Here is a 22,816-nt window from a genome sequence, read left to right as displayed (position 1 = left end):
CGACTTTAGGATTAACTAGATTATAACGGAAAGGTTTGCGCCGTCACAAGCGAACCCTTTTCCGCCCCGGCTTGACAGCCCCTCACGGGGGGGCTAAGCTAGTTGGTGGAAGTCAACGCATGAGGGAGATGGATAACCGTGCCGATCTACGAGTTCCGTTGCCCGGCCTGCGGCAAACGTTTCGAAAAGCTCTGCGCCCTCGGGGACGATACGAAAAGCATTCACTGCCCGGAGTGCGGCGCCGCCGGGCCCCAGCGGCTTCTTTCAACCTTCGCCGCGCGCGGGACGGACGGGGGCCCCGCCGGCGGCGCGGGCGGCGGCTGCAGCGGGTGCAATTCCTCAAGCTGCGCGGGGTGTCATTAAGTTGTAGAAATTAGCCCGGGCTGACGCCCGGGCGAAATTAAGTGGAAATGGATAGAAATTTGTAGGGGTCCTGATAAGAAGCCCGGGCTGACGTCCGGGCCGTTTTACTGTGATCAACCGGCGGCTGCGCTTTTCTCGGCCTGCTGCCTGGCGGTCTGGCGGGCCTCCCAGATTGGGTCGGCCACTTCGGCCCAGGCGGCGGAACGGCGGTCGAGCGCGGCGGCCAGGTCCCCGAAAAGGATGGCATCGGCCCCTTCGTGCGTCGGCCGGGCTCCCGATTCCGCCACGATCGCCCGCAGGGCCGCGGGACAGTCGATGATGGGGCAGGGCCGCAGAAGGTTCTCGGCGAAGGGCTGCCTTTTCTGGTAGGCCTTGAAGAGGGGCGAGGACAGCACATCCTTGAGGCTCTTCTCTTTGATATTATCCATCGCGAAGTGGGCGAAGGCGCACGGCTCCACGTCCCCGGCCGCTGTTATGTGGAAGTAGCGTCGCCCGCCGGCGATGCACCCCCCGGTCAATTCCCCGTCGTTCCAGAAGTCGGCGATCATGAGGCCCTTATGCATGCGGATGTAGGGTATGCGTTCCGCCAGGTAGGCCCGCTGTTCAGGCGTGATCATCAGGTCGGGGTCCGGGTTGCGTCCCACGGGCACGTAATGGAACGACCAGCCGTAGGTCACACCCTTCTCCAATAAGAAATCAATAAATGCGTCACTGACGATCTCATCGAGGTTGTGCCTGGTGATCGTTACGGAAACCCCGAAGACCATGCCCCTTTCACGCAGCAGGTCCATCGCCCGCATGACCCGGTCGAAGACCCCCGGTCCGCGGCGGGCGTCAGTAGCCTCACGCCACCCCTCCAGGCTGAAGGACGGCGTCATGTTACCGGCGTTTAGTATGGCATCGGCCACTTTCTCCGTGATCAACGTGCCGTTGGTGTAAAGCATGAAGGCCATGTCGCTGTGCCGGGAGCAGAGTTCTATCAGCCGCGGGTACTTGAAGGGCTCCCCGCCCGACATTACCACCCAGTAGATGCCCAGCTCCTTGGCCTCCTTCAGCAGGCGATCCAGGGTTTCGAAGCCCAGGACGTCCTTGGGGGCATACCTCCCGGCCCAGCAGCCCGTGCAGGCCAGGTTGCAGCTGCTGGTGGGGTCGATAAGGAAGAAGTTCGGTATGTTGATGCCCAGTTGCTCGGACAGTTGCCTCTGCCGGGGGATGCCGATGATTTGGGCGTTAATGAACCAGTTGTACAGCAGGCGCTCCTTCACCTTGGGATGCGTCCTGGTGAACAGCCGGTGGATGAAATCCCGGATGACGGGATTCTCCTGGTGATGCCTCAGGATCATATCAACGTGCCTCCGGTGATGCTCCGCTCTGGCCACCAGACGGGCTAGGGAGGCGATTCGGGGCAGGTTTTTTCCCGGGTCCTTGCCGATGTAGTCCAGGAGTTGCCGTAGGGTCTGTTCCTCTACATAGCGCTTGGCGAAGTCCAGGTTTGGCTTGAGGGATAGCACCGCATTTCATCCTCCTTCCGTCATCGTCCGCCTCCAGAAGAGGATAATCGGTACCGAAGAGAGTCGCATGCAGATAACGTCAGACGGTGTGGGCCGTAACGGTGTACAAGAGCACGGACGCTTCCGCCGCCCGGTAAGGTCGGGCAGGGTTCTGAGCGGCCTCCGGGTAGCCCCGGCAAGTATCACCCCTTTCTCGGCCATGAATACGTCCGGGTGTGGGCTGGCTGCTCTCTGATCCCTGTTGAGGAACGGTGGTTTATGATTTGGATGAAGGTGAAATCCTGGGTGGGTTTTTCGTCCCGGCGGCTAATTGCGGTGGTGTAACGGTGGTCAAGCCCTGTCTAGCCCGGTCAGCCTTATTCCTTATATAATCCTGCTGGCATGACTTGTCAAAACTGATGAAGCTGCTCTAACACGGCAAATGGCCACAAATAACCGTTCAGCCGGGATTTCTCGCCGAAATTCCTTGTACTTTCGATAACGGACAAGCGGCCGCCGTCATTCGGGCTGGCCCAGGTATACCCCCTCGGCGGTCAGGAAGTTCTCGTTGTCCTCAATCGTCAAACCCCAAACCGCATCGGAGCCCGGCAGGGTTTCAACGGACGTCACCCTGACCGGGAAGACCCGGTCAAGGATGGCAAAAGTTAGGAGCAGGGAGATGCTCTGGGCGAAGTTATCGGCCACCTTCACCAGGCAATCCAGGCAGTCCATTTTACTCAGCTTGTGGGCGTTCATCTTTCGGGCTCGCCGCTCGATGTCGGCGCGAAGCTCTTCGATTACCTCTTCCCCCACCCGGGGGTAGCCCTCCAGGCGGTCCCAGCCCCAGGCTTTCGTTACCAGGGGCCGGATCCACCCGTATTCAACGTGGGCCTCCGGGTCCACCCTGCAGACGTCAAGAATGCCGGCGAACTGCCTGGCGTTGTCCCGTACCTCGTAGCACATCTCTATTCGCCGGGGAACAAGGGCGAGTTCGGCATCCACCGCGGGGACGGTGGTGATCTGCCCCCGCTCACTGATGGTCAGGACGGGACAGCCGGGAGTGGTTACGATCGACTGGCCCGACGCCAGGGTCAGGCGCACCATCGTCGGCGACCGGCCGGGCCCGCGGACCGAGGTTACCGCCTTGAGGCGCATCTGCCCGGTAAGCAGGTTCATGCTTACCACACGGTAGCGGTGGTCGCCGAAACCGGAAGCGACCTCGCCCACCGGCAGGCAGCCCAGGTGGCGGGTTGAAAACTCCCAGACCCAGATCCGCGCGCCGGCATCCAGCAGGTAAGGGTTGACGTCCGTCACCGGCGGGTTAAGGCCGGACGCGGGAAAGCTTTCCTGAACGCTCGCGGCGGGGTGCGGCTGGGTGATCAACCCCTGGAAGATCTTTAGCAAAACTCGTCCTCCCTTTGCAGCCAACTGACCGGCAATGATCTGCCTAAAATTTTATCGTTAATGTCTGTGCCTGGCAATGACCCTCGGAAAAACAAGAAAGGCCCCGCTCGGACTTGCACAGGGCCTTCCGGGAATGACGCGAAGAATGCGGGGGTTTATCGTCTTGGGTACCGGGCCTCCGTGAAGTTGGGTGCCTCCACCAGGATCACGTCAACCCCGATCCGGACGATTTTCTCCCAGGGAACAACCACTTCTTCTTCCCGCCCGAAAAAGCCCATCAGGCGCGATGCGCCGGGCAGGATCAGGGCCGTGATCCGTCCGGTCTCGAGGTCGATGTCGACATCCTTGATCAGCCCCAGGCGACGGCCGTCGTGGACATTGACCACTTCCCGCATCCGCAGGTCAGACATTTTTACCATGAGGATCACCTCGCCATATCTATATGCGTGATACGGAGCAGCCAACACCCCCGGGCATGAAAATCGCCGCCCCTTCCCGGAGCGGCGTTCTTAAGGTCTGCGTTTAAGTTTATAGCTTTACGTATTGCTCCCATAACTCCACGACCTTCAGGCGCCACCGGATCTCCACCGGCGGCAGGGGCGACGCCGCGGCCGGGACGGCGTCCTCCTTGGCACTGACGAAACAGAGCGGCGGGAAGAGAATGCACCACCAGTTCCGCCCTTGGCCGTCGCCGATGACTACCCGCACCGCCTCGTAATTGCCCGCGGGGACCTTCAGAGAGCCGTATTCCTTCTCCGGGAAATCGAAGTGCCCGTAGTAGACACGAACCGGGTAATCCTTCCCGGACGCCTTTACCGTCCGGGCCGCCACTTCCTGGATACGGTCGAGGTTCTCGCGTACCCGTTCGCGCGCTTCGGTTACGTCTTGCACTCCTTTTAGGCGGGGGGCCATTTCCCCGACCACGGCATCCCGGACCTTGAGCTTCAGTTCCTGGTCCTCCTCGGTATCGCTGCTGGCTATTACGTGAAACCGGATCAGGTTCTCGGGGTTGTAGGCCCGTACCGCCTGTCCCGCCCAGTGCCAGAAGGCGGCACCGGTCAGGATCAGGGCGGCGGCCACCGTGCAGGCCACTACTCTCGGACAGCGCATCGGTCTTTCCTCCGCAAATAGTTGATGAATGTCGGTTCATCTGATAGTATGGCCGGTTATGCGGGCGGCAAAACATCCCGCATCTCACATCCCGGATACCAGGCGACGCTTTTCACGGCGCTTATACGTACTTACGCATATGGTTCAAGGCGGCCTTCTCGAGGCGGGATACCTGCGCCTGGGAGATTCCGATCTCCTCCGCCACCTCCATCTGCGTTTTGCCCTCGAAGAAGCGCAGGGTGAGGATCAGCCTTTCCCGGTCGCTCAGCTTGTCCAGCGCGTCCCGGATGGCGATCCCCTCCAGCCACGTGCTGTCGTGGTTCTTCTCGTCCGAGATCTGGTCCATCACGAAGATCGGGTCCCCGCCGTCGTGGTAGATCGGTTCAAAAAGGGAAACCGGCTCCTGGATGGCGTCCAGGGCGAACACGATCTCCTCCCGGGGGATCTTCAGTTCCTGGGCGATCTCGGTCACCGAGGGTTCCCGGGAGAAACGGTTGGCCAGGCTGTCCCGCACCTGGAGCGCCTTGTAGGCGACGTCCCGGAGGGAGCGGGAGACGCGGATCGGGTTGTTGTCGCGGAGGTACCGCCGGATCTCGCCGATGATCATCGGCACGGCGTAAGTGGAGAACTTGACGTTCTGGGAGAGGTCGAAGTTATCGATGGCCTTTATCAGGCCGATGCAGCCCACCTGGAAGAGGTCGTCGACGAACTCGCCGCGGTTGGTGAAGCGCTGGATAACGCTGAGAACCAGGCGGAGGTTACCGTTAACGAGCTTAGTCCGGGCGGAGGGGTCACCGTTGTGCATCGCTACGAAGAGTTCGCGCATCTGGGCGGAGGTGAGGACGGGAAGCTTGGAGGTGTTGACACCGCAGATCTCCACCTTGTTGACCACAGGCCACGGCCTCCCCTATGCTTTATGCGTTACTCATTATTGCCCCGCCCATCTGGGGCTATACGCGGCCATGGCCAAACAAAAAAGCGCTTTCCCGCCGGAAAGCGCCAGTCAGCTATGATGTGAGATGTGGGATGTGGGATGTGAGAGGTGAGAGGTGAGAACACATGTGGGATATAAGAGGTGGTATGGGGGGAGGGGCAGGGGATTCCCCCGACTCGGCTTCCAGCACTCAACTTACTGCCTTAGGAAAGCCGTCTGTACTTAGGTTTGCAATTCAACCAAAGTATAAAGTTGAGTGCTGGACTGGAAGCGGAGGGGGATTCCTCTGCCCCTCACCTCTTCTGCTACACCCGGTTCTGGCGTGCATAACGGTCGTCAATCATCAGACTTGATGGGGATTGGCGAAGCGAATTCCTTCAAGCATCCCACTTCCCACTTCCCACTTCCCCTTATCCCAGCCGGCTGATCTCTTTGCGCAGGCGCTTGATGATCCGCTTCTCGAGCCGGGAGATGTAAGACTGAGAAATGCCTAGCAGGTCCGCGACCTCCTTCTGCGTTTTTTCCACGCCGTCCCCGGCCAGCCCGAAGCGCAGCTCCATGATCATCCGCTCCCGCCCCGAAAGCTTCTGCAGCGCCAGGCGCAGGAGCTTACGGTCCACTTCATCCTCCAGGTTCTTGTAGATAATGTCCCCTTCGGTGCCCAGGACGTCGGAGAGCAGGAGTTCGTTGCCGTCCCAGTCGACGTTCAGGGGCTCCTCGAAGGAGATCTCGCTCCGCGTCCGAGCGTTGCGGCGCAGGTGCATCAGGATTTCGTTCTCGATGCAGCGGGAGGCGTAAGTGGCCAGCTTGATCCGCTTCGAGGGGTCAAAGGTATTAACCGCCTTGATGAGCCCGATGCTCCCGATCGACACCAGGTCCTCGATCCCCACCCCGGTGTTTTCAAACTTTCTCGCGATGTAGACCACCAGGCGCAGGTTGCGCTCGATGAGGACGGTGCGCACGGCGCTGTCCCCGGCCTCGAGACGGCTGATCAGCCCAATCTCCTCGTCCACCGAGAGGGGCGGGGGCAGGGTCTCGCTGGACCCGACGTAGTGTACCTCCCCTTGCCTCCGCCGCCACCACAGACGAAGCCGGAGCAGGATCCGCTCCCCAAACCGGCGGACGCCCGTAATCAGCGACAACGCATCGTCCCTCCTCCCCCCGCAAGGTCCTGTGTGCCCGGTCCCCTAATTGGGCGCCAGTTGAAAGGGTATGCCCGCCCCTGTTTCCAGAAGCCTGGGGTTCAAGAGCGCCCGGTATCCCGCCTCCGGGCTGAGGCGCCTCTGGTAGATGGCCACGATCACGTCGCGTATCTTGAGCCTTTCCCTCCCGAAAACAACCTCGACCTCGTCCGGCCGAAAGCCGAGCAGCAGCCCGTGGGCGCGCCCGAGCGAAGAAAACGGGATCAGGCGGAACCTTGTCGCCCAGCGTGTATCCCGCAGGGACTCCAGAATGGCTGCATAGTCGGGGTCCCGCCCGTCGGCCCGGGAAAGGAGCCGTTGGACCGCTTCAGGCAGGAGCTTGCGTACGGCCTCGTATTCCACGACGATCACCGGCGCATGCGACAGAGGGTCCGCCAGCTGGTTGCCGGTGTCCAGCAACGCTTCCAGGCGCAGGCGCCGCCCGTACAGGGTGATCGTCACCGGCAGGTGGAACAGGCCCTTCAGTTGCCGGCGCCGCAAGAAGGTCCGGCCCGCCTGCCCAACGCCCCAGGCTATGAGAAGGGAGATGGCAACCGCCGGCCAGAAAAAGTGCTGCGGCATAGCAAACAGCTGACTGGGATCCCCGGGGCCGCCCCCAAGCAGGAAACTCAAGCCGAAGACCAGGCCCCCCAGGCCGAAGGAGCAAAGATAGAACAGGACCAGGATCCCTCCCAGGGTCCGCCACGGGGGGAAGCCGAAGGCGACAAGGAGCATGACCACCGACAGGGCGAGTTTCGCCGGCAGCCCGGCGGCCAGCGGCACCGGGCAAAGGAAGATTGCCATGACGTAAAGCGCCCCGAGGGCCGCCGCGGCGGCCAGGCGCCATAGGGGGGCGGGGCACCGGCTGAAACGGGCGGTCACCCAGAGGATGGCGAAGTTCATCACCAGGTTTCCGGCCAGCACCTCGTCCAGGTAGACGGTATAGGTCATCCCCCTCGCCCCCAGTCCGCTACCAAATATATATGAGCCATCCCTGGACAGCTATGACGGAAATGAAATACCCCGGCTTCCATTATAGAAGACCGGGGTAAGAATCCTGTGTCGTCCCTTGTCCGGTGCAGAAAACCTTTTACGGCCTAATTTTGCGCTTTCCCTTTCGCCTAACGGCGGCGGCGCAGGAAAACCGGTATTTCGATATCCTGCACGCCGGGCCGCGCCACCGGCTTGATCTCCATCTCATCCCTGGAGACGCGCTCGACCGGCGCCTCGAAACCGGTGGCAATGACGGTTACACGCACCTCGTCGTTCAGGGTCTCGTCAATCACCGCGCCGAAGATGATGTTGGCATCCGGGTCCACGGCCTGGGCGATGATCTCCGCAGCCTCGTTCACCTCGAAGAGGCCCAGCGAAGAACCGCCGGTGATGTTCAGTAGAACTCCCCGCGCTCCCTCAATCGAGGTCTCCAGCAGCGGGCTGGAAATGGCGAGGCGCGCCGCGTCTACCGCCCGGGTCTCCCCGCTGGCCGTCCCGATGCCCATCAGGGCCGAGCCGGTTTCCCGCATGATCGTCTTCACATCGGCAAAATCCAGGTTGATGAGGCCGGGGACGGCGATCAGGTCGGAGATCCCCTGCACGCCCTGGCGCAAGACGTCGTCCGCGATACGGAAGGCTTCGATGATGGAGGTGTTCTTATCGATGACCTGCAGCAGCTTGTCGTTGGGGATGGTGATCAGGGTGTCAACGCGGGTCCGGAGGTTTTCAATGCCGGTATTGGCCTGGGAGTAGCGCTTCCGTCCCTCGAAGGTAAAGGGCCTGGTGACCACCCCCACCGTCAGGGCGCCCTGCTCGCGGGCGATCTCGGCCACCACCGGCGCCGCCCCGGTTCCGGTGCCGCCGCCCATGCCGGCGGTGACGAAGACCATGTCGGCTCCCTTCAGGCACTCAACGATCTCGTCCCGGCTTTCCTCCGCCGCCTTCTGCCCGATTTCCGGGTTTCCCCCGGCGCCGAGCCCCTTGGTCAGCTTGGCGCCGATCTGCACCTTCTGGCTGCTCAACGACATGGTCAGGGCCTGGGCATCGGTGTTGATGGCGATAAACTCCACGCCCCTCAGCCCGGCGCTGATCATGCGGTTGACCGCGTTATTGCCCCCTCCGCCGACTCCGATAACCTTAATGTTCGCCACGCCGGTGGGTTCCAGTTCAAGGTCGATCATCCCGCTCCTCCTTCGGGGTTTGTGCCACTTCCAGCTATAGCAGGAAGATTCAACACTGCGACCGCTATTCCTTTAACGGCGCGGGAAATTTATTTTATTTGTGAAACAGGTGCCGCCGGATCAGCGCCAGGTTCTGGAAGAGGCGAACCCCAAAAGCGACGATGGCGGCCAGGTAGAGGTCGACGGCCAACCGGTCCCCGATAAACACCAGCAACCCGGCCACCAGGGCGTTGCCCACAAAACCGGAGAGGAAAATGACATTATCGAAGCGGTCGTCCTGGGCGGCGCGGATGCCTCCGAACACCGAGTCCAGGCCGGCCAGGATGGCGATACCGAGATACTTCGAGTAGGCCTGGGGCAAGAACAACGGCAGATTAAGGCCGATACCCACGCCGGCGATAAGCCCGATGACGGCCAACCAGATCGACAGCCACATTCTTCGGTTCCTCCTCTTCCCGCAAAGGCCGGACAACCCGGCTTTCTTTGTTTAGGACCCTTCCGTTTTCGCAGACTGCCCCCTCACGGGCTGCGCGAAGAGAAGTGTGCTGGGGCCCTGATAGCCCGGGATTTCAATATGTGGATGGGTCTTGATCTCCACATCCACGCCCCATTCGCGCAACGCCGCGGCCAGGCCGTCGGTCATCTCCAGGGCGGCACGGAGGGCCTCCGGGTCGCCGATAGCCTGGATCCTGTAAGGGGGCGTGATACGGTTCATGTTGACGTTGATGAAGGCCCCCGCCAGCCTGATCTCCGAGGATCCGGTCAGGCGCTGGCCGTTGATCGCCAGGGCCTCGGCTCCGGCCGCCCGCAGTTCGTTGGCGGCGCGCAGCAGATCCTCGTCGCGTACCGTGAACAGATGATCACCGCCACCGCCCAACGTCCCATCCGTGGGCGGAGGGTTGCGCAGGATGACCTCGATGCCCGGGCCCTCCACCGGCGTAACACCGGCCATCACCTTGGTACGCTCGATCTCCTTGCGCAGGGCCACTTCCAACTCGTCGTTGCCCTTCCGCGCCGCCGACAGCCGGCTTTCCAGGTCGCGAATCTCGGCCTCGATGCTCATCCGTTCCGCCGTCAGGTCCTTCAGTTCCATGGTCAGGCCCTGGACCCGGTCGGCCGAGACGGTGGCCGGCGGCAGCGCGCTGGTACGGAACTGAAAGGCCATCATCAGCCCCAGGAGAAGGGCCACAACGCCGATCGAATACTTGCTGGCCATGGCGCCTTAGCCCTCCCCTCCCTTGGGACGCGCGTACTGCAGGCTGACGGCGCCCGAATAGGCCGGGATTTGGACGCGGGAGACCTTCTTCACCGTGGACTTGATGCCCCAGAAACCAAGGATATCGAGGACCCCGCCCTTCATCTTCAGGGCTGACACCAGCGTATCCGGATCACCGATGGCGGACACGACGAACGGGGCCGCCAGGTGCCTGGTCCTGTTGACGATGACCACCGGGCCGTTGCAGCGGATCTCGGTGGTGGCCAGGATACGCTCGCCGTTGATCGCCAGCGCCTCCGCTCCCGCGGCCCGGAGTTCGTTGATGACCTTCAGGAGGTCCTCGTCGTGCAGGACGTAGAAGTTAGGGTCCTGCCCCGGCTGGAGAGGGGCCTCACTGTCGTTCAAGGTCACTTCCACCCCCGGTCCGGCAACGGCCGCTACCCCTGCCTGGATCCCCAGGGTGTCCAGCTCGCCGCGTAACCGGCTGAGCGCGGGGTTGGCCGTGACCTGGTCCAGCTGCCGGCGCAGGTCCTCGAGACGCGCCTGCAGGCGGTCACGCTCCGCCGTCTCCCGGTCCAGTTCGGCCTTCAGCTGTTGGACTCGCTGAATGGTTAAAGTGCGTGAACTCTCGTCGGCGAAACGAAACTGGAGCGAGAGCATTACCCCCAGAGTCAAGGCGACCAGGACCACGCCCCACTGGACGCTCTTGATGTTAGCCATCCAGGCCGTTTTCAGCATACATCACCACCGCCTTCTCCGGGTCCGACAAGTCTATATAGGTCACCGGGCGGCCGTCACGCCGTACCGCGTGAAGGATACTCAATAACATAGAACCCTGCGCCCACGGCTTTTCTGCCGTCCCCAGGTGCACCTCAATACCTTCCAGGGTGTAAGCGACCAGGCACCGGTCGGGCCGCACGTGGATTTCCGAGAGTTCCGCCACGGCTTGGCCGGGAAAAGCGGCGACGATCCTCAGTACCCGGCCGAGACCGGGGCCTTCGGGAGCGACCCCGGTAATCAGGGGCAAGTCGCGGGCGCCCAGCGACTCCTCGCGCAGGGGTACCCCGTCCTCGGCCACGCTCCAATAACGGCCCCGGATGTTTATCAGCGCTACCGGCCGGCGCTCGGTGATTTCGATAACAACCGTGCCCGGCAGGTCGCGGCTCAAACGCGCTTCCTTGACAAGGGCCAGGCCCTTGAGCCTGGCCTGTGCCTCGGCAAGCTGCACGCGGAAGATGTTGGTGCCCAGGGCGATCCCGCTGGCCTCCACGACCTGGCGCGCCGGGAGGAGGACGTTGCCCCGGACGGTAACCTGGCGCACCTCGAACAGGGAGGAACGGATGAGGATGAAGGCGGCCACCAGGACCAGCGCCGCGAAAAAAACACTTTCCCACCAGTTAAAGCGACGTTCCGCCACGCGGGTACCCCTCCCTGACCAATTAATTATAACGCCGGCCCAGGGGGCCTGTCCAAGAGCAAAGCAAAAAACGGCGGGGTTAGTCCCGCTCCCTGGTAATCATAGCACCCAGTTTCTGGTATTTACCCACCAGGTCGTCATATCCCCGGTCGATGTGCAGGGGCTGTTCGATCACCGTCGTGTTTTCGGCGGCCAGCCCGGCCAGAACCAGGGCCGCCCCCGCCCGGAGGTCGGTGGCCTGAACCGTCGCGCCCCCCAGGTAGGCCATACCGCGGACGATCGCCGTCTGCCCCTCGATCTTCACCGAGGCGCCCATCCGCCGAAGCTCCGGCACGTGCTTGAACCGGTCTTCGAAGATGGTCTCGTGGACCACGCTGGTGCCCTCGCAAAGACAGAGAAAGGCCAGAAAAGGCGCCTGCATATCGGTTGGGAACCCGGGGTAGGGCATTGTCTTGATGTCCACCGCCTGGGTCCGTCCACGGGCGCGCACGCGTACCGAGTCATCTTTCACGGTCACCTCGACCCCGGCCTCGCGCAGCTTGGCGATCACCGGCTCGACGTGTTCTGGAATCACGTTGGTCACCGTGACGTCGCCGCCGGTGATGGCGCCCGCCACCAGGTGGGTCCCCGCCTCAATACGGTCCGGTATGACCTGGTGCCGGCAGTTGCCGAGGCGCGCCATGCCCTCGATGCGGATGGTACCGGTACCGGCCCCCTTGATCGAGGCCCCGGCGTTGTTGAGGAAGTTCTGCAGGTCGACGATCTCCGGCTCCTTCGCGGCGTTATGGATCAGCGTCGTCCCCTGGGCGAAAACGGCGGCCATCATGATGTTCTCCGTCGCCCCCACGCTGGGGAAGTCCAGATGAACATCCCGGCCCACAAGGTCCGGCGCCTCCGCCGTGATATACCCGTGGTGGTCCAAGATCCGCGCCCCCAGGATCTGTATCCCTTTAAGGTGCAGATCCATAGGCCGGGAACCGATGTTGCAGCCCCCGGGATGGGAAATGCGCGCCCGCCCGAAGCGCCCGAGAAGCGGCCCCAGGAACAGGTTCGAGGCCCGCATCTCGCGCATCAGCTCCTCCGAAACCTCATTGGAGTTGATAACCGAGGTGTCGACGCGCAGCACGTCCCCTTCCCATGAAACTGTTGCGCCGAGGTGTTCCAGGACGGCGAGCATAACCTGCACGTCCTTCAACCTCGGCACATCCTGGATCACACATTCCCCTTGACACAACAGAGTCGCCGCGATAATCGGAAGTACGGCGTTCTTCGCGCCGCTTACCCGCACCGCCCCCATGAGAGGGCGGCCGCCCTTGATAATGATCCGGTCCATCTTTCACCCCGCCCGCAAAAAGTCATGCGGTCTTCTACGGATCCTCCCCGAGAAGCTTCACCTCCAGTTCCAGAGTAATCCCAAAGCGCGCCGCCACCAATTCCCGGACGCGCGCGATCAGCTCCCGTACGTCCCGCGCCTTCGCCGAGCCAAGATTGACGATGAAGTTCGCATGGCGTATGGAAACCTCGGCGTCCCCGACGCGCAGGCCCTTACCCCCCGCCCGGTCGATCAGGCGGCCCGCCGCGTCCCCGGGCGGGTTCTTGAAGACACTGCCTGCGCTCGGGTATTCCAGCGGCTGCACACAACGGCGGCGGCGGAGAAGCTCCCCCATCTCCTCCCGGATCTCGGCCGGGTTCCGCGGCGTACCGCGTAATGCGGCCTCGACCACGATAAGGCCTTCGCGCTGCAACACCGTCTGCCGGTACCCGAAGCCGCACTCCTGCGCCGTGCGCGTCATCAGGCGTCCGGCGGTATCCAGAACCGTCACCCGCCCGACAACGTCGGCCATGGACCGGTCATGCGCCCCGGCGTTCATCATTATCGCTCCGCCCACCGAAGCGGGAATACCGGTGGTGAACTCAAAGCCGCTCAAGCCGACGCGCATCGCCGCGCCCGCCACCCGCGCGAGGCGCGCCCCGGCCTCGGCCCGGATGCGCGTCCCTTCCACTTCGATGCGCCCCATCCGTGTCCCCAGCTTGACCACCGCCCCGCACACGCCGGAGTCGGCGACCAGCAGGTTCGAGCCGTTGCCGATGACCGCCGTCGGCACCCCTTGCTCCCGCAGGTAACGCAGGACAAAGGCCAGTTCCTCCACCCCGGCGGGTTCGATAAACAGGTCGGCCGGGCCGCCGATCCGCCAGGTGGTATGGCGGGCCATCGGCTCATCAACGCGCACCTCGCCGGACAGGCGCCGGGCGAGGTACGCCGCCAGATCCTTCACCTTTTCCCCCCCAGCTTTTCCAATAGCGCCACGCCGGCCTTCCAGATATCACCCGCGCCCATCGTCAGGACCAGATCCCCCTTGCGCACCACGCCCGCCACTTTCTCGACCAGTTCCTCGCGCGATTCGTAAAGCGGAGGGACGGCGTCACGATGCCGTCCGACGGCATCGGCGATCATGGCGGCCGAAACGCCCTTGATCGGGGCCTCGCCCGCACCGTAGATCCCGTTCAGGAAGACGAGGTCGGCGGCGCCGAAGGCCCGCCCGAAGTCCTCGTGCAGGAAAAGCGTCCTGCTGTAGCGGTGGGGCTGGAAGACGGCTATCACCCGTCCCCCCCCCACGGCATGGCGGGCCGCCGCCAGGGTGGCGGCGATTTCGGTCGGATGGTGGGCGTAATCGTCCACGATGCGTACCCCCTGCGCTTCGCCGATCAACTCAAAGCGGCGCTTGACCCCATGGAAAGAGGCCAATACCTGCGCGATCTCGGCAAACTCCAGGCCCAGATGAAGCCCCACGGCGGTAGCCGCCAGGGCGTTCTTCAGGTTATGCATGCCCGGTACCAGAAGCTCCAGGCGCCCCAAGTGCCGGGCACCGTAGTAGACTTCCGCCCATGTCCCCACCCCGTTCACCCGCGGAGCGGCGAGGACGTAGTCGGCATCGGGGCTGGTGCCATAGGTCAGGACGGGAACCCTCAGTTCCAGCGCCAGGCGGCGCAGGAACGGGTCGTCGTGGCACAGGACGGCCAGTCCGTGTGACGGCACTCGTCCGATGAAGGCGCTGAAGGTTCGCTCGATGTTCTCGACGGTCTGGTAATAATCCAGGTGGTCGTTCTCGACGTTGGTGACGACGATGATTTCGGGGTTCAGCAGCAGAAAGGAGCCGTCGGACTCGTCAGCCTCGGCGACCAGATACTCACCCCGTCCCGTACGGGCGTTCTCCCCGAGGTCCCTGGAGTCGCCCCCGATAAGGATCGTAGGGTCAAAGCCGGTGCGTAAAAGGAGATGGGCCACCATCGCCGTGGTGGTCGTCTTCCCGTGGGCCCCGGCGATGGCGATGCCCCTCTGCCGACGCATCAGGCGGGCCAGCATCTCGGCCCGCGGCACCACGGGCAGGCCTCTTCGCCGCGCGGCTACCACCTCGGGGTTGTCAGGCCGTACGGCAGCGGAGATCACCACCAGTTCAGCCTCACCGAGGTTTTCCGGAGCGTGCCCGTAATAAACCCGGGCCCCCAGAGCCTGCAGGCGATCCGTAGTCGGAGACTTCTTCAGGTCCGAGCCGCTGACCTTCGTTCCAAAGTCCAGGAGGACCCTGGCGATGGCACTCATCCCCACCCCACCGATACCGACAAAATGCACGCGCTGGGGAATCAATGGCACTGACCTCTCTCCTTCCTGATCGGGGGCCTGCTCCTGTGCTGTCATACTATGCAGGGCCCGTGGCAAAGGGTGACGGGACTTGTCCATCCGTGCCCAATGCTTATGAACCGGTATAAGTATAACGCCCAAGCCGATCTACTGACAACCACGACCCTTGTCCCGGGAGGATCGGGCCAGGCGGTCGATGGCGTCGAGAAGGTTTTCCAACGCCCGCGGTTTGCCCAGCGCACGGGCGGCGGCGGCCATGGCCGCCCGCCGTTCCTCGTCGGCCCGCGCCAGGGAGGTGATCATCGATACCAGCGCCGCCCCATCCAGATCGGCGTCCCGGATCACGACGGCCGCTCCCCGCCGTTCCAGGGCCCGGGCATTGTATTCCTGATGGTTGCCCGTGGCGTAAGGATACGGAATCAAGATGCTGGGTAGTCCCAGCACCGTAAGCTCGGCGATCGTAGAAGCCCCCGCGCGGCAGATTACGAGGTCGGCGGCCGCCAGGAGCCCTGCGATGGCATGGAAGTAGGGGGCGACGGTCACGTTCGGCAACGAGTCCGGGTCCAGCCCCGTCGCGTGCAGGTCTTCAATGAAAGCCGAATAGCCCTGTTCCCCGGTGGCATGAAACAGGCGAAAACCCTTTCGCCCCGCAAACGCGCGCACTACATCCCGGTAGGCGCTGTTGATACTCTGCGCGCCGAGGCTCCCCCCGAAGGAGACGAGCACGAACTCCCCCGCCGCCGCGCCCAGAGCGGCACGCGCCTCGTCCCGCCGCGCCCCCAGGATCTCCGGCCGTACCGGCAGCCCGGTGAGGATGACCCGCGCCCCCGGCGGGAGGTGGCGGCGGGCCTCGATGAAGGTCAGGGCCGTCTTCGTGGCGAAGCGGGAGAGCAGGCGGTTGGTCAGGCCCGGCAGGGCGTTCTGCTCATGGATCAGAGTGGGGACCCGGGAGAGGGCCGCCGCGAGAATGACCGGCCCGCAAACGTAACCCCCCGTGCCTACCACCACCTGCGGCGCGAAATCGCGCAGTATGGCCCGTGAGGCCAGGAACCCCTGTCCCGCCTGCCACAAGGCCATGATGTTGGACGGCGAGAGCCGGCGTTTCAGCCCGGCCACCGGGATGGTGGTGAATGGAAACCCGGCGCGCGGCACGAGATCGGCTTCCATTCCGCGGCTCGTGCCGACGTAGAGGATCTCGGCCTCCGGATGGCGCTGTCTGAGGCCCCCCGCAATGGCCAGGGCCGGGTAGATGTGACCCCCTGTGCCGCCTCCGGCGATGATCACGCGCAACGGGAATTTCCACCCTTCGTTAGCATCCTACCTGGCCTGGGCATACTTCGAGATGTTCAGCAGGACTCCTACCCCCGCCATTGTGAACAGCAACGAAGTCCCACCGAAACTGATGAACGGCAAGGTAATGCCGGTGACCGGCATACTTCCCGTAACCACGCCGATGTTGATGATGGCCTGCAGGGCGATGCCGGCCGTCACGCCCGTCGCCAGCAGGCTGGAGAAGGCGTCGGGAGCGGCCACCGCGACGCGCAGCCCGCGCCAGACAAAGAGCGCGAAGAGAATAATGACCAGGGAACACCCGACAAAACCCAGTTCCTCCCCGATGACGGCGAAGATGAAATCCGTATGCTGCGCCGGCAGGTAAAGGAACTTCTGTTTGCCCTGCCCCAGGCCCGCGCCGAAAAGGCCCCCGGACCCCAGGGCGTAAAGGGACTGGATGATCTGGAAACCGGTATCCTGGGCGTCCTTCCAGGGGTCCAGGAACGAGGTGAGCCGCCGCATGCGGTACGGTTCCAGGTAGATCGCCAGCGCGATTCCGGCTACACCAAGTCCCGCCAGGCCGCCCAGGGCACGCAAGGAGGCACCGGCGGCGAAAAGCATGATGAACACCGTCCCGGCCATGGTGATCGCCGTACCAAGGTCCGGCTGCACCACGATCAGCAGGGACGCCAGCCCGCCCACGGCCAGGAAGGGCAGGACGCCGCGGCGGAAATTCGCGATGTAGTGTCTCTGCCGCGCCAGGCCGAAGGCGCAGAAGATGATGACGCAGAACTTGGCCAGCTCCGAGGGCTGGACGGTGAATGAGCCGAAACCCAGCCACCGCCGCGCGCCGTAGGCCTCGACGCCTATTCCCGGAATAAGCACGAGGATCAGTAGGACGAAAGACCCGATAATGAGCCACCCGGCCCACTGGCGCCACTTCCAGTAGTCCACCCGCATTGTGAACCACATCGCACCCAGTCCCAGCAATGCCCAGGCCAGTTGCCGCTTAAAGAAGTAGAAACTGTCCCGGTAGTTGACCAGCGTGGCATACTCGCTGGCGCTCAGGACCATAATCACGCCGACCGCCAGGAGCATCAACACCGTGATAAAGAGCAGAAAATCAGGGGGCCCCTTCTTCGGTGGCACCAGCGGCATCCGCCCGTCTCCTCCTCCCTACCGGTTCACGAGCCTTCCGCCATCTCCGTTACAGCCCGCCGGAACAGGTCGCCCCTCTCCTCGTAGTTCCTGAACATGTCCCAACTGGCACAGGCCGGCGAGAGCAGCACTATGTCCCCGGGCCGCGCCAGTTCCGCGGCAGCACGCACGGCCGACGGCAGGTCGGGAGCGGACCTGATCTCCCGCAACCCGGCTTCGGCCGCGGCGCGGGCGATCTCGTCCGCGGCCTCCCCAAGCACGACCAGGGCCCGCACCTTGTCCCTGAAGCGGGCGGCGAAGGGCCGAAAGTCGTTGCCTTTGTTACGCCCCCCGGCGATGAGCACGATCGGATCCGTAAAGGCTTCCAGGGCTTTGATGGACGCGTCGGGGTTGGTGCCCTTGGAGTCGTTTATAAACCTTACGCCGGAGACGACACCTACCAACTCCAGCCGGTGCGGCACTCCTTGAAAGGCTTGCAGGGCCCGGGCTACGGTCTCGACAGGGACGTCCATCGCCCATGCGGCTCCCACCGCAGCCAGCGCGTTCTCCAGGTTATGGGCGCCGGGAATGCGGAGCGCGTTCACCGGGCAGACGGTCTGCGGGCCTTCCGGCCCTCCCCCGTTGACCACAATCCGGCCCTGATGGACAAAAACGCCTAGCTCCAGTCTATGTCGGCGGCTGAAGAATATGACCCGTCCCGGCGATGACGCCGCAAGGGCCGCCGTCGGCGGGTCGTCGGCGTTCAGGATCGTCCAGTCATCCGGCCCCTGATTGGCGAAGATCCGCGCTTTGGCCGCGGTGTAGGCGGTCATGTTTCCGTGGCGGTCCAGGTGGTCCGGGGTGATGTTCAGGATCAGGGCCACGTGCGGCCGGACGGTGGGCGCGGCCTCCAGCTGGAAACTCGAGACCTCAAGGACGATTACGTCCTCCGGGCCGAAGTCCTCCACCGCCGCCGATAAAGGGGTGCCGATGTTCCCCGCGACCAGTGTCCGCCGTCCCGCGGTGCGAAAGATCTCCCCGACCAGGGCGGTCGTCGTCGTCTTGCCGTTGGTGCCCGTAACGGCCACCATCGGCGCGCGGGCGAACCGCCAGGCCAGTTCCATTTCCCCGATGACTTCCACTCCGGCGGCGTAGGCCTGAGCCAGCAGGGGGATGTTCGCGGGCACCCCCGGGCTCACCACCACCAGGTCCCACGCCTCCCGCGTCACGTCCGGATAGGAGCCTAACGCAAGGGTTACCCGGTCGTCCAGGCCGGAGAGGCGGCCGCCCAGTTCATCCGCTCCCTTGGCGTCGCTCAAGGTCGCGCGCGCTCCCTTCCGCGCCAGGAGATTCGCCGCGGCGAGGCCGCTTTTCCCCGCCCCGACCACCAGCACCCGCCGGCCTTCAAGTTGCATATCCGCTCACCTCAGAAAGTTACTTAACAACCACCAATGTTACGTAAGCCGCGAATCCCTGTTATATAACCCCTATAAATTTCTACTTGGTTTCCACTTATTTACGCTCCCAACCGGTACATGCCGGCCAGGCCGGCGAGCGCCAGCACCGCTCCGAGGACCCAGAAGGTGACCACCACCCGCACCTCGGTCCAGCCGGAAAGCTCGAAGTGGTGGTGCAAAGGCGCCATGCGGAAGACCCTCCGTCCCGTCAGCTGGTAGGAAATAACCTGTAGTATAACCGAGAGGGTCTCCAGGACGAAGACCCCGCCGATGAAGAGTAAAAACAGCTCGCTCCGGGTCAGTACGGCGGCCGCCGCCAGCCCCCCGCCGAGCGCCAGGGAGCCGGTGTCGCCCATGAAAACCCGGGCCGGATAACGGTTGTAATAGAGAAATCCCATGCAGCCCCCGGCCAGGGCGCCCAGGACGACGGCCACCCAGGTTTTCTCCGCCGCCAGGGCGATCAGGGCGAAAGCCAGGGCGGCGATGACCGTCGCGCCCGACGCCAGCCCGTCGAGGCCGTCGGTGAGGTTGACGGCGTTGGCCGTCCCCAGCAGAACCAGGACCGTAAAGGCCAGGAAACCCCACCACCCGGGATCGAGGCTCAGGCCCCCGGGGACCAGAAAACCGGAAAAGGGCAGCGTGATGGCGGTACCCCGGTCAAGGACGAAAACGGCGACCACCGCCAGGGCCACGCTCACCAGGACCTGTCCAAGAAGCTTTTCCCGGGCCCGTAAACCCAGCGGGCGCCGGAAGGCGATCTTGATGAAGTCGTCCAGGAAACCCACGAGGCCGAAGCCCAGGGTCACCAGGAGCACCGCCAGGCCGTCGCCCGCGCCGGCGGCTGCCGGCGTCCCGCGGACCAGCCACAGCACGGCGGCCACGGCCGCCGTGCTCCCGGCGAGAAACATCACCCCGCCCATGGTCGGAGTACCGGCCTTCTGCAGGTGCCGCCGGGGCCCGTCCGACCGGACCCTCTGGCCGAACTTAAGGGTGCGCAGGAGCGGGATAACCAGCGGCCCCAGGGCCAGGGTCACCAGCAGGGCGATGCCGGCGGCCGGAAGAACGAGCTTCATGCCCCGGCCTCCCTGTCGCCCGCCGTCCGACGACCGATGTCCGTCTCTGCCAGGGCGGTCACGATTTCCTCCATGCGCATCCCACGTGAGCCCTTCACCAGGACCATCTCCCGGCCGGAAAGGCGTTCACGGAGAGCGGCCACGGCCTGCGGGTTGGCCGTGCAGCAGACGATCCGCGCGGGATCCATCCCCGCCTCGCGGGCCCCCTCGGCGATAAGCCGTGCCCGCTCGCCCACCGTGACGAGAAGGTCAAGCCCGAGCGCCGCGCAGGCCGCGCCGACCTCCCGGTGCCCGCCGAGCGCCCGGGATCCCAGTTCCAGCATATCACCGAGGACCACGACCCGCGGTCGGCCGCCGGCCATCTCGCCGAGCAAGCCCAGTGCGGCCTTCATTGAGGCCGGGTTCGCGTTATAGGCATCGTTGATGACGGTCAGGTCCCCTGCCCGGACAACGGCCTGCCGCATAGGGGAAAGCCGTGCCTCCGCCAGGCCCTCGGCGACCTCCGCCGGTCCCAGGCCGAGTTCCATGCCCGTCCCGACGGCCGCCAGGGCGTTTAGCGCCTGGTGCTTTCCGGCAAGGGCCAGGCGGAAGGCGTGCCGCCGTCCCCGGCAGGAAGCTTCAAAAACGCAGCCCCCCGCCTCGGGGCGGTACGCCGTAAGGGCGTAATCCGCCCCGGGGTCCTCACCGAAGTAGAGCACCCGGGCCGGCGTGCGCCGCGCCTGCCCGCGCAGGTAGGGGCTTCCGGCGTGCAGCAAGGCGAAGCCCTCCGGCGGCAGGTGTTCCAGGACCTCGCCCTTGGCCCGGGCGATGTTCTCCACCGTTCCCAGGCGTTCGATGTGGGCCTCGCCGATGTTGGTGATCACGGCCGCCAGCGGTTTCACCAGGCGGCTTAAGAAGTCGATCTCGCCCGGGCCGCGCATCCCCATCTCAACGACGGCGGCGCCGGTGTTCTCGTCAAGGTCGAGCAGCGTAAGGGGCACCCCTATTTCGTTGTTAAAGTTCCCCCTCGTGGCCACCACGGGCCAGCGGCGGCCCAACACGGCGGCGATGAGGTCCTTGGTCGTGGTCTTGCCGGTGCTCCCGGTCACGGCCACGATGGGCATGTCCAGGGCGGAACGGTTCCAGGCGGCCAGCGCCTGCAGGGCCGCCAGGGTATCCTTTACAACAAGGACGGCGGCCGAGGGGGGCAACTCGACTTCCCGGCTCACGACCACGCCGGCCGCCCCGGCCTCTGCGGCCCGGCCGGCGAAATCGTGCCCGTCGAAGCGTTCCCCCCGGAGCGCGAAAAAGAGGCTCCCGGCGCAAAGCGCCCTGGTGTCGGTGGCGACCCGCGAGACAACGCGCCCCGGGGCCCCCTGTTTCAGAACGCCGCCCACGGCGGCCGCAATCTCGCCCAGCGTGCAGCTACGCATTGTTTTCCACATACCCCATCTCGGCCAGGGCCTCGCGCACCACCAGGCGGTCGTCGAAGGGGCATTTCGTCATGCCGATGATCTGGTAATCCTCGTGGCCCTTGCCGGCAATCAGGACGATATCCCCGGACCGCGCCATTTCCAGGGCGGCCCGGATGGCCTCCCGCCGGTCCGGGACGATGCTGTAGCGCGCGGTAACGGCCCGTGTTCCGGCCTCAATGGCGGCGATAATCGCCAGGGGGTCCTCGGTCCGCGGGTTGTCCGAGGTAACGATCGTGAAGTCCGCCAGTTCGCCGCTGATCCGGCCCATCAAGGGCCGCTTTCCCTGGTCCCGGTCGCCGCCGCACCCGAAAACGGAGATCACCCGGCCCTCCGTCACCCGGCGCGCGGCCCGCAAGACGTTCTCCAGCCCGTCGGGCGTATGGGCGTAATCGACGATAACCGTAAAGTCCTGCCCGCCATCCACCCGTTCGAAACGCCCGGCCACCCCGGAGACGGCCTCCAGGCCCGCGCGCACCGCGTCCGCCTCTATCCCCTGGGCCAGGCCCGCCGCTGCCGCGGCCAGGGCATTATAGACGTTGAACAGGCCGGTGAGCTTTAACCGCAGGGGGAACCCACCCCAGGGGCTCGCCACCCTGAATGAAGCCCCCCGCGCCTCGACCGCGACCCCCCCGGCCCGTACCGTGCCGCCCTCAACGCCGTACGTGACCGCCCGTTCCCCGCACATTTCCGCCAGGCGCCGCCCCCAGGGGTCGTCGGCGTTGATGACCGCCAGCCCCCCCGGCGGGAGCCCGGTGAAAAGCAAAGCCTTGGCGGCAAAGTAGTCTTCCATGTCGCGGTGAAAGTCGAGGTGGTCCTGCGTAAGGTTGGTAAAGACGGCGGCCGTGAAATCCGCGGGTGCGACGCGGCCCAGCCGCAGGGCGTGGGAGGAGACCTCCATCACGACGTGTGTCACGCCGGAGTCAACCATCCGGCGCCAGAGCCGCTGGAGGTCCAACGACTCCGGGGTGGTCCTTTCGGCCGGCAGGACTGTGTCCCCGACCAGTGTATGGATGGTGCCGATCAGGCCCGTGGCCAGCCCGGCCTGCCGGTAGACGGCGCGGGTCAGGTGGGTGGTGGTGGTCTTGCCGTTGGTCCCGGTAACCCCGGTCAGGCGAAGGCTCCGCGCAGGGTAACCGTAAAAGAAGGCCGCGGCGGCGGCCAGGGCGCGCCGGGCGTCCGGGACCCTCGCCCACGCCGCTTTCGCCGCCCATTCCGGCTCCACGCGTTCCACCACAAGGGCGGCCGCCCCCCGCTCCAACGCCTGAGGAATAAAGAGATGCCCGTCCGTGGCGTGGCCCGGAACGGCCACAAAAACGTGGCCCGGGGCAACCTGCCGCGAGTCGCAGGCCAGGCCCGTCGCTTCAATATTCAGGTCGCCTCCGGCCTCAAGCACTCCGAGAACCGAAATCAATTCGGCAAGGCGCAAAGGCCAACGCCTCCCACGGAAATCAGTATCGACAGGAAACTCGACAAACAAATTAAACCATTATTGGC

The 22,816-nt window shown here is 64.5% G+C and carries 22 protein-coding genes; 1 reads left to right on the top strand and 21 read right to left on the bottom strand.

Annotated elements, in window-relative coordinates:
* Positions 1-138: 138 nt before the first annotated feature.
* A complete protein-coding gene (locus tag QMC81_03300) occupies positions 139-363 on the top strand; it encodes a zinc ribbon domain-containing protein (GenBank protein MDI6906506.1) in 225 nt (74 codons plus the stop codon).
* Between the two features lie 113 nt (positions 364-476).
* Here QMC81_03300 and QMC81_03295 read toward each other — a convergent pair whose 3' ends face one another.
* The 21 genes from QMC81_03295 to QMC81_03195 all read right to left on the bottom strand — a co-directional run bounded on the left by QMC81_03295 (position 477) and on the right by QMC81_03195 (position 22,748).
* A complete protein-coding gene (locus QMC81_03295; GenBank protein MDI6906505.1) occupies positions 477-1,874 on the bottom strand; it encodes a radical SAM protein in 1,398 nt (465 codons plus the stop codon).
* Between the two features lie 498 nt (positions 1,875-2,372).
* A complete protein-coding gene (locus tag QMC81_03290) occupies positions 2,373-3,257 on the bottom strand; it encodes a hypothetical protein (protein MDI6906504.1) in 885 nt (294 codons plus the stop codon).
* Positions 3,258-3,412: 155 nt separating this feature from the next.
* The gene (locus QMC81_03285) at positions 3,413-3,676 is read right to left on the bottom strand and encodes a YlmC/YmxH family sporulation protein (GenBank protein MDI6906503.1); all 264 of its coding nucleotides are present in this window, start codon (positions 3,674-3,676) and stop codon (positions 3,413-3,415) included.
* A gap of 109 nt (positions 3,677-3,785) precedes the next feature.
* Complete coding sequence (spoIIR, locus tag QMC81_03280; protein MDI6906502.1) at positions 3,786-4,367, bottom strand: stage II sporulation protein R; 582 nt, start codon at positions 4,365-4,367, stop codon at positions 3,786-3,788.
* Positions 4,368-4,488: 121 nt separating this feature from the next.
* A complete protein-coding gene (gene sigG, locus QMC81_03275; GenBank protein MDI6906501.1) occupies positions 4,489-5,259 on the bottom strand; it encodes an RNA polymerase sporulation sigma factor SigG in 771 nt (256 codons plus the stop codon).
* Positions 5,260-5,711: 452 nt separating this feature from the next.
* Entirely contained in the window at positions 5,712-6,404 is a 693-nt protein-coding gene (sigE, locus tag QMC81_03270; protein ID MDI6906500.1) for an RNA polymerase sporulation sigma factor SigE, read from the bottom strand.
* 84 nt (positions 6,405-6,488) lie between these two features.
* Positions 6,489-7,433 (bottom strand): sigma-E processing peptidase SpoIIGA, encoded by a 945-nt coding sequence (gene spoIIGA / locus QMC81_03265; GenBank protein ID MDI6906499.1) that lies wholly within the window; start codon positions 7,431-7,433, stop codon positions 6,489-6,491.
* Between the two features lie 170 nt (positions 7,434-7,603).
* A complete protein-coding gene (gene ftsZ, locus QMC81_03260; protein ID MDI6906498.1) occupies positions 7,604-8,656 on the bottom strand; it encodes a cell division protein FtsZ in 1,053 nt (350 codons plus the stop codon).
* 94 nt (positions 8,657-8,750) lie between these two features.
* Positions 8,751-9,092 (bottom strand): small basic family protein, encoded by a 342-nt coding sequence (locus tag QMC81_03255; GenBank protein MDI6906497.1) that lies wholly within the window; start codon positions 9,090-9,092, stop codon positions 8,751-8,753.
* A 51-nt stretch (positions 9,093-9,143) separates the two neighbouring features.
* Positions 9,144-9,872 carry a DUF881 domain-containing protein gene (locus QMC81_03250; GenBank protein MDI6906496.1) on the bottom strand — a complete coding sequence of 243 codons (729 nt, stop codon included), beginning with the start codon at positions 9,870-9,872 and terminating at the stop codon, positions 9,144-9,146.
* A 6-nt stretch (positions 9,873-9,878) separates the two neighbouring features.
* On the bottom strand, positions 9,879-10,610 hold the full coding sequence (locus QMC81_03245) for a DUF881 domain-containing protein (GenBank protein MDI6906495.1): 732 nt from the start codon (positions 10,608-10,610) through the stop codon (positions 9,879-9,881).
* A complete protein-coding gene (locus tag QMC81_03240; protein MDI6906494.1) occupies positions 10,585-11,289 on the bottom strand; it encodes an FtsQ-type POTRA domain-containing protein in 705 nt (234 codons plus the stop codon). Before QMC81_03240 ends, QMC81_03245 begins: the two co-directional genes overlap by 26 nt.
* 79 nt (positions 11,290-11,368) lie before the next feature.
* Positions 11,369-12,622, bottom strand: a complete 1,254-nt coding sequence (gene murA, locus QMC81_03235; protein ID MDI6906493.1) for a UDP-N-acetylglucosamine 1-carboxyvinyltransferase — start codon at positions 12,620-12,622, stop codon at positions 11,369-11,371.
* A gap of 34 nt (positions 12,623-12,656) precedes the next feature.
* Entirely contained in the window at positions 12,657-13,565 is a 909-nt protein-coding gene (gene murB, locus QMC81_03230; GenBank protein MDI6906492.1) for a UDP-N-acetylmuramate dehydrogenase, read from the bottom strand.
* On the bottom strand, positions 13,562-14,941 hold the full coding sequence (murC, locus tag QMC81_03225) for a UDP-N-acetylmuramate--L-alanine ligase (protein ID MDI6906491.1): 1,380 nt from the start codon (positions 14,939-14,941) through the stop codon (positions 13,562-13,564). The genes murB and murC overlap by 4 nt, the downstream gene beginning before the upstream one ends.
* 135 nt (positions 14,942-15,076) lie before the next feature.
* Positions 15,077-16,213 carry an undecaprenyldiphospho-muramoylpentapeptide beta-N-acetylglucosaminyltransferase gene (murG, locus tag QMC81_03220; GenBank protein MDI6906490.1) on the bottom strand — a complete coding sequence of 379 codons (1,137 nt, stop codon included), beginning with the start codon at positions 16,211-16,213 and terminating at the stop codon, positions 15,077-15,079.
* Positions 16,214-16,246: 33 nt separating this feature from the next.
* Positions 16,247-17,359: a stage V sporulation protein E gene (gene spoVE / locus QMC81_03215; protein MDI6906489.1), complete on the bottom strand. Its 1,113-nt coding sequence runs from the start codon at positions 17,357-17,359 to the stop codon at positions 16,247-16,249.
* Between the two features lie 26 nt (positions 17,360-17,385).
* A complete protein-coding gene (gene murD, locus QMC81_03210; GenBank protein ID MDI6906488.1) occupies positions 17,386-18,753 on the bottom strand; it encodes a UDP-N-acetylmuramoyl-L-alanine--D-glutamate ligase in 1,368 nt (455 codons plus the stop codon).
* A gap of 101 nt (positions 18,754-18,854) precedes the next feature.
* Positions 18,855-19,868: a phospho-N-acetylmuramoyl-pentapeptide-transferase gene (gene mraY / locus QMC81_03205; GenBank protein MDI6906487.1), complete on the bottom strand. Its 1,014-nt coding sequence runs from the start codon at positions 19,866-19,868 to the stop codon at positions 18,855-18,857.
* Positions 19,865-21,280, bottom strand: coding sequence for a UDP-N-acetylmuramoyl-tripeptide--D-alanyl-D-alanine ligase (gene murF, locus QMC81_03200; GenBank protein MDI6906486.1), 1,416 nt, complete (start codon positions 21,278-21,280; stop codon positions 19,865-19,867). The genes mraY and murF overlap by 4 nt, the downstream gene beginning before the upstream one ends.
* Positions 21,273-22,748 carry a UDP-N-acetylmuramoyl-L-alanyl-D-glutamate--2,6-diaminopimelate ligase gene (locus QMC81_03195; GenBank protein MDI6906485.1) on the bottom strand — a complete coding sequence of 492 codons (1,476 nt, stop codon included), beginning with the start codon at positions 22,746-22,748 and terminating at the stop codon, positions 21,273-21,275. Before QMC81_03195 ends, murF begins: the two co-directional genes overlap by 8 nt.
* Positions 22,749-22,816 lie beyond the last annotated feature (68 nt).

It is taken from the genome of Thermoanaerobacterales bacterium, assembly GCA_030019475.1.
Taxonomy (GTDB): Bacteria; Bacillota; Desulfotomaculia; order Desulfotomaculales; family JASEER01; genus JASEER01.
This window is presented reverse-complemented; position numbering and strand designations above follow the sequence as displayed.

Bases quoted from the DNA above. Each gene is read 5' to 3' on its own strand.
- QMC81_03285 (MDI6906503.1), bottom strand. From the start codon at position 3,676: ATGGTAAAAATGTCTGACCTGCGGATGCGGGAAGTGGTCAATGTCCAC.
- spoIIR (MDI6906502.1), bottom strand. From the start codon at position 4,367: ATGCGCTGTCCGAGAGTAGTGGCCTGCACGGTGGCCGCCGCCCTGATC.
- spoIIGA (MDI6906499.1), bottom strand. From the start codon at position 7,433: ATGACCTATACCGTCTACCTGGACGAGGTGCTGGCCGGAAACCTGGTG.
- ftsZ (MDI6906498.1), bottom strand. From the start codon at position 8,656: ATGATCGACCTTGAACTGGAACCCACCGGCGTGGCGAACATTAAGGTT.
- QMC81_03255 (MDI6906497.1), bottom strand. From the start codon at position 9,092: ATGTGGCTGTCGATCTGGTTGGCCGTCATCGGGCTTATCGCCGGCGTG.
- QMC81_03250 (MDI6906496.1), bottom strand. From the start codon at position 9,872: ATGGCCAGCAAGTATTCGATCGGCGTTGTGGCCCTTCTCCTGGGGCTG.
- QMC81_03245 (MDI6906495.1), bottom strand. From the start codon at position 10,610: ATGCTGAAAACGGCCTGGATGGCTAACATCAAGAGCGTCCAGTGGGGC.
- murA (MDI6906493.1), bottom strand. From the start codon at position 12,622: ATGGACCGGATCATTATCAAGGGCGGCCGCCCTCTCATGGGGGCGGTG.
- spoVE (MDI6906489.1), bottom strand. From the start codon at position 17,359: ATGCCGCTGGTGCCACCGAAGAAGGGGCCCCCTGATTTTCTGCTCTTT.
- murD (MDI6906488.1), bottom strand. From the start codon at position 18,753: ATGCAACTTGAAGGCCGGCGGGTGCTGGTGGTCGGGGCGGGGAAAAGC.
- mraY (MDI6906487.1), bottom strand. From the start codon at position 19,868: ATGAAGCTCGTTCTTCCGGCCGCCGGCATCGCCCTGCTGGTGACCCTG.
- murF (MDI6906486.1), bottom strand. From the start codon at position 21,280: ATGCGTAGCTGCACGCTGGGCGAGATTGCGGCCGCCGTGGGCGGCGTT.